Genomic DNA, 11,350 nt, shown 5'->3' with positions numbered 1-11,350 from the left:
CTGCCCGGTAAACTCCGGCAAGCTAGCAACCTTCATCCAATGAACAGGGATCAACCGTGCCGACTCCGCCTCCAGTCTCTCCGTTGGCCGCGAACCTGGGCGACAGTCCGGCGCCCTTGTACGCCCGCGTCAAACAGATGATCACCCAGCAGATCGACAGCGGTAACTGGCCACCGCACTACCGCGTGCCATCGGAAAGCGAACTGGTCAGCCAGCTCGGTTTCAGCCGCATGACCATCAACCGCGCGCTGCGTGAAATGACCGCCGACGGCCTGCTCGTGCGCATGCAAGGTGTAGGCACGTTTGTCGCTGAACCGAAGAGCCAGTCCGCTCTGTTCGAAGTGCACAACATCGCCGACGAAATCGCCTCCCGTGGCCATCGCCACACCTGTCAGGTGATCACCCTCGAAGAAGAGGCCGCCGGCTCCGAGCGTGCGCTGGCACTGGACATGCGCGAAGGGCAGAAGGTCTTCCACTCGCTGATCGTGCATTACGAAAACGATATTCCGGTGCAAATCGAAGACCGCTTCGTCAACGCGCTGGTCGCCCCGGAATACCTCAAGCAGGACTTCACCTTGCAGACGCCTTACGCCTATCTCAATCAGGTCGCGCCACTGACCGAAGGCGAGCACGTCGTCGAGGCGATCCTCGCCGAGCCGTCCGAGTGCAAGTTGCTGCAGATCGAAAAAGGCGAGCCTTGCCTGCTGATCCGTCGCCGCACGTGGTCGGGGCGTCAGCCGGTGACCGCCGCGCGTTTGATTCACCCAGGTTCCCGTCATCGTCTGGAAGGACGCTTTCATAAATGAATGGTTTGAAGGTTTTACGCGCCGAGGGTTACCCGCGCATGCCGTGGAAAAACGGCGGCGGCAGCACCGAAGAGATTACCCGTGATGCGGGTGCCGGCCTCGATGGTTTCGGCTGGCGCCTGTCGATTGCCGACATCGCCGAGTCCGGTGGTTTCTCGACCTTTGCCGGTTACCAGCGGGTGATCACGGTATTGCAGGGCGATGGCATGACCCTGTGCGTCGATGGTGATGACACGCGGCCGCTGTTACCGCTGGACCCGTTTGCCTTCAGCGGCGAAAGCCAGGTGTCCTGCACCTTGCTCGGCGGCGCGATCCGCGACTTCAACCTGATCTACGCGCCGCAGCGGTACAGCGCGCGGTTGCAGTGGCTGGAAGGCGAGCAGCGGTTTTTCAGCTCGGCGACGACGGTGCTGGTGTTCAGTGTCAGTGAGTTACTGCAAGTGCAGGTCGGTGACAGCACTGCGCAACTGGGTCGGCATGATTGCCTGCAGCTGGACGGTAACACCGGCCTGCTTGAAGTCGCGGTCAATGCGGGCTGCTGCGTGATTGAGCTGACCGCGCGCTGATCCAACTTTGGTAACACTCCTGTGGTGAGGGGATTTATCCCCGATGGCGGCGCAGCAGACCTTTTGGGACCGCTACGCGCTCCATCGGGGATAAATCCCCTCACCACAATTGCATTTCAATTCCTGTTTCCCTCAGCGCACCAACTTGTTACCGAACGCCCCAGCGTGGCGCAAAGCCACGGGTTCGTAACGATCTTCCGCGACCTCAATTCTCCCCCGCAAAAAATTTCATCCGCGCCACAACCCTTGTTTCCAGCGCTCTGTAGCCCTGTTCGCGATTTTTCTTGAACAGCTCTTCAGTGAGTTGGCCGCTTGATTGCATATGCTTGTATGTACAAGTAAAGACGTATGCGTATAAGTCCGCAGCGTCCACTGATTCGCTTGTCGCGCATTGAGGCGCACAGGCTGCTTGCCCACTGCCAGGGTTGGTTTGAATTGATCGCTGAGGAGTCTTTTTCGTGACTGACACAAAACCTACTAAGTACCGTGACGTCGAGATCCGCGCTGCACGCGGCAACAAGCTGACCGCCAAGAGCTGGCTGACCGAAGCGCCGCTGCGCATGCTGATGAACAACCTCGACCCGGAAGTGGCCGAGAACCCGAAAGAGCTGGTGGTTTACGGTGGCATCGGTCGCGCTGCGCGTAACTGGGAGTGCTACGACAAGATCGTCGAAAGCCTGACCAATCTGAACGACGACGAGACCCTGCTGGTGCAGTCGGGCAAACCGGTCGGCGTGTTCAAGACCCACAGCAACGCCCCGCGCGTATTGATCGCCAACTCCAACCTGGTGCCGCACTGGGCGAGTTGGGAACACTTCAACGAACTCGACGCCAAGGGCCTGGCCATGTACGGCCAGATGACCGCCGGCAGCTGGATCTACATCGGCAGCCAGGGCATCGTTCAGGGCACCTACGAAACCTTCGTCGAAGCCGGTCGTCAGCACTACAACGACAACCTCAAGGGCAAGTGGGTGCTGACCGCAGGCCTCGGCGGCATGGGCGGTGCTCAGCCACTGGCGGCCACCCTGGCCGGTGCCTGCTCGCTGAACATCGAATGCCAGCAGGTGAGCATCGATTTCCGCTTGAAAAGCCGCTACGTCGACGAGCAGGCCAAAGATCTCGATGACGCCCTGGCGCGCATCGCCAAATACACCGCCGAAGGCAAGGCGATCTCGATCGCGCTGCTGGGCAACGCGGCAGAAATTCTGCCGGAACTGGTCAAGCGTGGCGTGCGCCCGGACATGGTCACCGACCAGACCAGTGCCCACGACCCACTCAACGGCTACCTGCCGGCGGGCTGGACCTGGGACGAATACCGCGCCCGCGCCAAGACCGAGCCGGCCGCTGTGATCAAAGCCGCCAAGCAGTCGATGGCTGTCCACGTCAAAGCGATGCTGGACTTCCAGAAGCAAGGCATTCCGACCTTCGACTACGGCAACAACATCCGTCAGATGGCGCAGGAAGAAGGCGTGGAAAACGCGTTCGACTTCCCGGGCTTCGTCCCTGCCTACATCCGCCCACTGTTCTGTCGTGGCATCGGCCCGTTCCGCTGGGCGGCGCTGTCGGGTGATCCGCAGGACATCTACAAAACCGACGCCAAAGTCAAAGAACTGCTCCCGGACGACGCGCACCTGCACAACTGGCTGGACATGGCCCGCGAGCGCATCAGCTTTCAGGGTCTGCCGGCACGTATCTGCTGGGTCGGTCTGGGCCTGCGCGCCAAGCTCGGTCTGGCGTTCAACGAAATGGTGCGCAGCGGTGAGCTGTCAGCACCTATCGTGATCGGTCGCGACCACCTCGACTCCGGCTCCGTTGCTAGCCCGAACCGCGAAACCGAATCGATGCAGGACGGTTCCGACGCCGTGTCCGACTGGCCACTGCTCAACGCCCTGCTGAACACCGCGAGCGGCGCGACCTGGGTTTCCCTGCACCACGGCGGCGGCGTGGGCATGGGCTTCTCGCAGCACTCGGGCATGGTGATTGTCTGCGACGGTACTGACGAAGCGGCCGAGCGCATTGCGCGCGTGCTGCACAACGACCCGGCGACCGGTGTCATGCGCCACGCCGATGCCGGTTACCAGATCGCTATCGACTGCGCCAAGGAGCAGGGCCTGAACCTGCCGATGATTACCGGCGGCAAGTAACACAGATTCCTGTGGGAGCTGGCTTGCCAGCGATAGCGGTGGCACTGCCGGAATTGATGTTGAAGGTGCCGACGTCATCGCTGGCAAGCCAGCTCCCACAAGGGTTCGAGTAGGCTCGAGAGAACAATTAAAACAATCCACAGAGGTTGAATCATGGCTGTAACTCCCGATCGTGCAGGCAACAAACCGTTGATCGAAAGGCGTTCGATCGACTACATCCCGGAAGCGGAAAGACACGGTCGTCTGTTGAGCCAGTTCACTCTGTGGATGGGTGCGAATCTGCAAATCACTGCGATTGTCACCGGGGCCCTGGCCGTGGTGCTGGGCGGTGATGTGTTCTGGTCGTTGATCGGTCTGTTGATCGGTCAACTGCTGGGCGGTGGCGTGATGGCGCTGCATGCGGCGCAAGGGCCGAAACTGGGCCTGCCGCAGATGATTTCCAGCCGCGTGCAATTCGGCGTGTACGGCGCGGCGATCCCGATCGTGCTGGTGTGCCTGATGTACCTGGGTTTCACCGCCACCGGTACGGTGCTTTCCGGCCAGGCGCTGGGCCAGTTGTTTGGCGTCAGCGACACGGTTGGCATCCTGCTGTTCGCCAGTGTCATCGTAGTGGTCACGGTGCTCGGTTATCGGGTGATCCACTGGATCGGCCGGGTTGCCAGTGTCATCGGCGTGATTGCCTTCGTGTATCTGTTCAGCCGTCTGCTGAGTCAGGTGGATGTGGGCGCACTGTTGCAGATCCGTCACTTCAGTTGGAGCAGCTTCCTGCTGGCGGTGTCGCTCGCGGCGTCCTGGCAGATCGCGTTCGGCCCTTATGTGGCTGACTATTCGCGTTACCTGCCGAGCAAGGTTTCCTCGGTGAAAACCTTCTTTGCCGCTGGCGCCGGTTCGGTCATCGGCGCGCAGGTGGCGATGGTCCTCGGCGTGTTCGCGGCAGCTTCGGCCAACGGCCAGTTTGCCGGTCACGAAGTGGCCTACATCGTCGGACTGGGCGGCACCGGTGCCACCGCCGCGCTGCTGTACTTCAGCATCGCCTTCGGCAAGGTGACCATTTCGACGCTGAACTCCTACGGCAGCTTCATGTGCATCGCCACCATCATCAGCGGCTTCCGTGGCCACCTGACGGTCTCGCGCCTGCAACGGCTGGTGTTCGTGCTGGTGATCGTCGGCGCCGCCACCCTGATCGCCTTGCTCGGTCAGCACTCGTTCCTCGGTGCGTTCAAGTCGTTCATCCTGTTCCTGCTGGCGTTCTTCACGCCATGGAGCGCGATCAACCTGGTCGACTACTACTGCATCACCCGCGAGCGCTATGACGTGCCGGCGCTGGCCGATCCGAACGGTCGCTATGGCCGCTGGAATCTGCTCGGGATCAGCGTCTATGTGTTCGGCGTGCTGGTGCAACTGCCGTTCATCTCCACCAAGTTCTACACCGGCCCGCTGGTGGCCGCCCTCGGTGACGTGGATATCTCCTGGATCATCGGTCTGGTGCTGCCTGCTGCCCTCTATTACGTGTGCGCAAAAAAATGGCACGGCTCGGTGCCTGATCAACTGATTCTGCCGGTCGAGCAGAACAGCGTTGTACCACCTGAAAAAAGTGGGGCCGGGCGCGCTGCGGCGCAGGCCTGATTGGACGTGGACAGGGCTGGATGCCTCTTGACTGCCGTAAGCCAATTCATGATTAGGAGCGTCGCAACAATGAAATCGAACAAGACCCTGCTCACCACACTGTTGTCCATGGGCCTGCTGGCCAGTGCCGGTGCCACTCAGGCAGCCGGTTGGTGCGAGTCCGGTAAACCGGTGAAATTCGCCGGTCTGAACTGGGAAAGCGGCATGCTGCTGACCGACGTGCTGCAAGTGGTGCTGGAGAAAGGTTACGACTGCAAGACCGACAGCCTGCCGGGCAACTCCATCACCATGGAGAACGCCCTGAGCAGCAACGACATTCAAGTGTTCGCCGAAGAATGGGTCGGCCGCAGCGAAGTCTGGAACAAGGCCGAGAAGGCCGGCAAGGTCGTCGGTGTCGGCGCCCCGATCGTCGGCGCTATCGAAGGCTGGTACGTGCCGCGCTACGTGATCGAAGGCGACGCCAAACGCAAGATCGAGGCAAAAGCCCCGGAGCTGAAAAACATCGCCGACCTGGGCAAGTACGCGGCTGTTTTCAAAGACGCCGAAGAGCCGTCCAAGGGCCGTTTCTACAACTGCCCGGCGGGCTGGACCTGCGAGCTGGACAACAGCGAAATGCTCAAGAGCTACGGCCTGGAAAACACCTACACCAACTTCCGCCCGGGCACCGGCCCGGCCCTGGATGCGGCGGTGCTGTCGAGCTACAAGCGTGGCGAGCCGATCCTGTTTTATTACTGGTCGCCAACCCCGCTGATGGGCCAGATCGACGCGGTCAAGCTTGAAGAAAAACCGGGCGTCGACAAGAGCGTGAGCATCAAGGTCGGCCTGTCGAAAACCTTCCACGAGCAGGCGCCAGAACTGGTGGCCGTGCTGGAAAAGGTCAACCTGCCGATCGACCTGCTGAACCAGAACCTGGGCCGCATGGCGAAGGAACGTATCGAGTCGCCAAAACTGGCGAAAATCTTCCTCAAGGAACATCCTGAGGTCTGGCACGCGTGGGTCAGTGACGACGCAGCCAAGAAAATCGACGCGGCGCTGTAGGTCGATACCTCCCGGTCAACCGTGAGGCTGGCCGGGAGATATGCCGTAAATCGCTTGATTGAGATTTCTGATTGAGAGCCGCTTATGTTTCCCGAAAGCTTTACCTTTTCCATCGCCGACTGGGTCAACGGTTGGGTCGATTCGCTGGTCACCAACTACGGTGATGTGTTCCGCCACATCTCGGACACCCTGCTGTGGGCCATCGTCAACCTCGAAGGCCTGCTGCGCGCGGCGCCGTGGTGGTTGATGCTGGCGATCGTCGGCGTCGTCGCCTGGCACGCCACGCGTAAAGTGGTGACCACCGCCGTCATCGTCGGTCTGCTGTTCCTCGTCGGTGCTGTCGGCCTGTGGGACAAACTCATGCAGACCCTGGCGCTGATGATGGTCGCGACGATCATTTCGGTGCTGATCGGCATTCCGCTGGGGATCCTCTCGGCGCGCAGCAACCGCCTGCGTTCGGTGCTGATGCCGCTGCTCGACATCATGCAGACCATGCCCAGCTTCGTGTACCTGATTCCGGTGCTGATGCTGTTCGGCCTGGGCAAGGTCCCGGCGATTTTCGCCACGGTGATCTACGCCGCGCCGCCGCTAATTCGCCTGACCGATCTGGGCATCCGTCAGGTCGACGGTGAAGTGATGGAAGCGATCAACGCTTTCGGTGCCAACCGCTGGCAGCAACTGTTCGGCGTGCAACTGCCGCTGGCTTTGCCAAGCATCATGGCCGGGATCAACCAGACCACCATGATGGCCCTGTCGATGGTGGTGATCGCCTCGATGATCGGCGCCCGCGGTCTGGGTGAAGACGTGCTGGTGGGGATTCAGACCCTCAACGTCGGACGCGGTCTCGAAGCCGGTCTGGCGATCGTGATTCTCGCAGTGGTCATCGACCGCATTACTCAGGCGTACGGTCGGCCACGGCATGAGGTGAGCAAATGAACAACGCAACCGTGAGCAAGATCGAAGTCAAAAACGTCTTCAAGATTTTCGGTAACCGCGCCAAGGACGCACTGGCGATGGTCGGCCAGGGCAAGACCAAGGACCAAGTGCTGAACGAAACCGGTTGCGTGGTCGGGGTCAACGACCTGTCGCTGAGCATCGGCACTGGCGAGATCTTCGTGATCATGGGCCTGTCCGGCTCCGGCAAATCGACCCTGGTGCGCCACTTCAATCGCCTGATCGACCCCACCAGCGGCGCGATCCTGGTCGACGGCGCGGACATCCTGCAATACGACATGGAAGCCCTGCGCGAATTTCGCCGGCACAAGATCAGCATGGTGTTCCAGAGCTTCGGCCTGCTGCCGCACAAGACCGTGATCGAGAACGTCGCCTATGGCCTGAAAGTGCGCGGCGAGAGCAAGCAACTGTGCGCTGAACGCGCGTTGCACTGGATCAACACCGTGGGCCTCAAAGGCTACGAAAACAAATATCCGCACCAACTTTCTGGTGGCATGCGCCAGCGCGTGGGCCTGGCCCGGGCACTGGCGGCCGACACCGACATCATCCTGATGGACGAAGCGTTCAGTGCGCTGGATCCGCTGATCCGCGCCGAGATGCAGGACCAGTTGCTGGAGCTGCAAAAGACCCTGCACAAGACCATCGTCTTCATCACTCACGACCTCGACGAGGCCGTGCGCATTGGCAACCGCATCGCGATTCTCAAGGACGGCCGCCTGATCCAGGTCGGCACGCCAAGAGAGATCCTGCATTCGCCGGCAGACGAGTATGTTGACCGGTTCGTGCAGCGGCGGGCGGCAGTAGTCTGAAATGGATTGCCTTTGTGGCGAGGGGATTTATCCCCGATGGGTGGCGAAGCCGCCCCCAAACATTGCATGCGGTGCACCTGAAACATCCTGGCTGCAGGTTTTGGGGCTGCTGCGCAGCCCATCGGGGATAAATCCCCTCGCCACAGGGTGTATCAACAGAATTGGCATGAGGTTTTAGATGTCCCAGGCTGAAAAAATCATCATCACCGGCAGCCCCCTGCGTTGGCAGGACGTGGTCGCCGTCGCCCGTCACGGCGCGCAACTGGAGCTGTCGAGCGAGACCTGGGCGCGCATCGAAAACGCTCAGGCCATCGTCCAGCGCATCGTCGAAAGCGGCGAGCGTGCCTATGGCGTCAACACCGGTCTGGGTGGTCTGTCCAACGTCTCGCTGAAGGACGAACAGCTCAGCCAGCTCTCACGCAACACCCTGCTCAGCCACGCCTGCGGCGTCGGCCCGGTGCTGCCTGATGAGCAAACCCGGGCAATCATCTGCGCCGCAATCCACAACTACAGCCACGGCAAATCCGGCATTCACCGGCGGGTGGTCGAAGCGTTGCTGGCGCTGCTCAATCGCGGCATCACCCCGCAGGTTCCGTCGCAAGGTTCGGTGGGTTACCTGACGCACATGGCGCACATCGGCATCGCGCTGCTGGGCGTGGGCAATGTCAGCTATCGCGGGCAGATCACTTCGGCGCAACAGGCGCTGGCCGAAGAAGGCCTGCAACCGGTGCAACTCGGCGCGAAAGACGGTTTGTGCCTGGTCAACGGTACGCCGTGCATGACCGGCCTCAGCTGCCTGGCGATTGCCGACGCGACGCGTCTGCTGCAATGGGCCGATGTGATCGGCGCCATGAGTTTCGAAGCGCAGCGCGGGCAGATCGCCGCGTTCGATGCCGAGATCATCGCGCTCAAGCCGCACCCCGGCATGCAGCAGGTCGGTAGCAACCTGCGCGCCTTGCTCGATGGCAGTGAAGTGATCGCGATGAGCAGAGGCATTCGTACTCAGGATGCGCTGAGCATCCGTTCGATCCCGCAGGTACACGGTGCGGCGCGCGACCAACTGGAGCACGCGATCAAACAGGTCGAGGCCGAGCTCAACGGTTGCACCGATAACCCGTTGCTGCTGGGCACGCCGGAGAATTTCCGGGTGATGTCGCAGGCCAACCCGCACGGTCAGTCGGTGGCGATGGCGGCGGATCTGCTGGCGATTGCCATGGCTGAAATCGGCTCGATTGCCGAGCGTCGCCTCGATCGTCTGGTCAACCCGCACGTCAGCGGTCTGCCGGCGTTTCTGGTGGCCAATCCGGGGGTGAACTCCGGGATGATGATCGTGCAATACGTCGCCGCTTCGCTGTGTGCCGAGAACCGCCAACTGGCACAACCGGCAGTGCTCGACAACTACGTCACCTCGGGCCTGCAGGAAGACCACCTGAGCATGGGTACGAGCGCTGCGCTGAAGCTGCACCGCGCCCTGGAAAACTGCACGCAGATCCTCGCCATCGAGTACCTGCTGGCGGCGCAGGCCTTTGAATTCCTCAAGGAGCAGCGCTTTGGTGCTGGCACTGACCGGGCGTGGCGCCTGCTGCGCGAAACCGTCCCGGCCTACGATCAGGATCGCTGGCTGGCGCCGGATATCGCCGCCGCCGCGAGCGTTCTGAAACACCCGAATTCGCTGCACAACGTATTACCGAATCTGCACTGACAATACCCATACCAGCGTGCCAAGGCGCGGATCGTCCACAAGACGAGAAACGACGGATAACGGAATGCTCCGGAGCGACTGGTAGTTAATAACAATGTTCAAAAGGAGCATTTTAATGACTGCGCTGAACCTGATTCCCGGCCAACTGAGCCTGGCCCAACTGCGTGACGTCTATCAGCAACCGGTCAAGCTGACCCTCGACAACAGCGCTGCGGCGCAGATCGAGGCCAGCGTCGCTTGCGTCGAGCAGATCCTTGCCGAGAACCGCACTGCCTACGGCATCAACACCGGCTTCGGCCTGCTGGCTTCGACCCGCATCGCCAGCGAAGACCTGGAAAACCTGCAGCGTTCGCTGGTGCTGTCGCACGCTGCTGGTGTCGGCCAGCCGATCAGCGATGAGCTGGTGCGGCTGATAATGGTGCTCAAGGTCAACAGCCTCAGCCGTGGTTTCTCCGGCATCCGCCGTGTGGTGATCGACGCGCTGATCGCGCTGATCAACGCCGAGGTTTATCCGCATATTCCGCTCAAGGGTTCGGTGGGTGCATCCGGTGACCTCGCGCCATTGGCGCATATGTCGCTGGTGCTGCTGGGCGAAGGCAAGGCGCGCTACAAGGGCGAATGGATGGAAGCCACCGAAGCGCTGAAAGTCGCCGGTCTGACCCCGCTGACGCTGGCGGCGAAAGAAGGTCTGGCGCTGCTCAACGGCACTCAGGTGTCCACTGCATTTGCCCTACGCGGTCTGTTTGAAGGTGAAGACCTGTTTGCCGGTGCGCTGGCAATCGGCGGTCTGACGGTTGAGGCGGTGCTCGGTTCGCGCTCGCCGTTCGACGCACGTATTCACGCCGCTCGTGGCCAGAAAGGCCAGATCGATGCTGCAGTCGCATATCGCGATCTGCTCGGCGAGCGCAGCGAAGTGTCCGATTCGCACCAGAACTGCGAGAAGGTTCAGGACCCGTACTCCTTGCGTTGCCAGCCACAAGTCATGGGCGCCTGCCTGACCCAGTTCCGTCAGGCCGCCGATGTGCTGGTGGTCGAAGCCAACGCGGTGTCCGACAACCCGTTGGTGTTCGCCGCTGAAGGCGATGTGATTTCCGGTGGCAACTTCCACGCCGAGCCGGTGGCCATGGCCGCCGACAACATGGCCTTGGCCATCGCTGAAATCGGCTCGCTGAGCGAACGCCGTATCTCGCTGATGATGGACAAGCACATGTCGCAACTGCCGCCGTTCCTGGTGGCCAATGGCGGCGTCAACTCGGGCTTCATGATCGCTCAGGTGACCGCCGCGGCACTGGCCAGCGAGAACAAGGCGCTGGCCCATCCGCATTCGGTCGACAGCCTGCCGACCTCGGCCAACCAGGAAGACCACGTGTCGATGGCCCCGGCCGCCGGCAAGCGCCTGTGGGAAATGGCCGAGAACACCCGCGGGATTCTCGCGGTGGAATGGCTGGCGGCGGTGCAGGGGCTGGACCTGCGCAACGGTCTGAAGACCTCGGCCAAGCTGGAACAGGCGCGGGCGATTCTGCGCAAGGAAGTGCCGTTCTATGAGAAGGACCGCTTCTTTGCGCCGGACATCAATGCGGCGACTGAGTTGTTGGCTTCGCGCTGCTTGAGCGAATTGGTTCCGGCGAAATTGCTGCCTAGCCTGTAATGGCCTCTTCGCGAGCAGGCTCGCTCCCACAGGAGAATGCATTTCAACTGTGGGAGC

9 protein-coding genes are annotated in these 11,350 nt (G+C 61.5%); all 9 read left to right on the top strand.

The annotated features are described in order from the left end of the window. Positions 1-137 precede the first annotated feature (137 nt). Positions 138-806, top strand: coding sequence for a histidine utilization transcriptional repressor HutC (hutC, locus tag QRN61_RS02250; protein ID WP_230679353.1), 669 nt, complete (start codon positions 138-140; stop codon positions 804-806). Next, the gene (locus tag QRN61_RS02245) at positions 803-1,372 is read left to right on the top strand and encodes a HutD/Ves family protein (protein ID WP_285373110.1); all 570 of its coding nucleotides are present in this window, start codon (positions 803-805) and stop codon (positions 1,370-1,372) included. The genes hutC and QRN61_RS02245 overlap by 4 nt, the downstream gene beginning before the upstream one ends. A 458-nt stretch (positions 1,373-1,830) precedes the next feature. Next, entirely contained in the window at positions 1,831-3,516 is a 1,686-nt protein-coding gene (hutU, locus tag QRN61_RS02240; protein WP_285373109.1) for a urocanate hydratase, read from the top strand. A gap of 153 nt (positions 3,517-3,669) precedes the next feature. Then, positions 3,670-5,142 carry a purine-cytosine permease family protein gene (locus QRN61_RS02235; RefSeq protein ID WP_027611282.1) on the top strand — a complete coding sequence of 491 codons (1,473 nt, stop codon included), beginning with the start codon at positions 3,670-3,672 and terminating at the stop codon, positions 5,140-5,142. A gap of 69 nt (positions 5,143-5,211) precedes the next feature. Continuing rightward, positions 5,212-6,180, top strand: coding sequence for an ABC transporter substrate-binding protein (locus QRN61_RS02230; RefSeq protein WP_027611283.1), 969 nt, complete (start codon positions 5,212-5,214; stop codon positions 6,178-6,180). Between the two features lie 84 nt (positions 6,181-6,264). Further along, positions 6,265-7,116 carry an ABC transporter permease gene (locus tag QRN61_RS02225; protein ID WP_007949591.1) on the top strand — a complete coding sequence of 284 codons (852 nt, stop codon included), beginning with the start codon at positions 6,265-6,267 and terminating at the stop codon, positions 7,114-7,116. Then, positions 7,113-7,943: a quaternary amine ABC transporter ATP-binding protein gene (locus QRN61_RS02220; RefSeq protein ID WP_285373108.1), complete on the top strand. Its 831-nt coding sequence runs from the start codon at positions 7,113-7,115 to the stop codon at positions 7,941-7,943. Before QRN61_RS02225 ends, QRN61_RS02220 begins: the two co-directional genes overlap by 4 nt. Positions 7,944-8,121: 178 nt before the next feature. After that, a complete protein-coding gene (gene hutH / locus QRN61_RS02215) occupies positions 8,122-9,645 on the top strand; it encodes a histidine ammonia-lyase (RefSeq protein ID WP_285373107.1) in 1,524 nt (507 codons plus the stop codon). Between the two features lie 115 nt (positions 9,646-9,760). Beyond that, a complete protein-coding gene (gene hutH, locus QRN61_RS02210; RefSeq protein ID WP_285373106.1) occupies positions 9,761-11,293 on the top strand; it encodes a histidine ammonia-lyase in 1,533 nt (510 codons plus the stop codon). Positions 11,294-11,350: the final 57 nt, after the last annotated feature.

It is taken from the genome of Pseudomonas sp. lyk4-TYG-107 (assembly GCF_030209055.1).
Taxonomy (GTDB): domain Bacteria; phylum Pseudomonadota; class Gammaproteobacteria; order Pseudomonadales; family Pseudomonadaceae; genus Aquipseudomonas; species Aquipseudomonas putida_A.
Note: the sequence above shows the minus strand (reverse complement) of the source record. Positions and strands in the feature narration are given on the sequence as shown.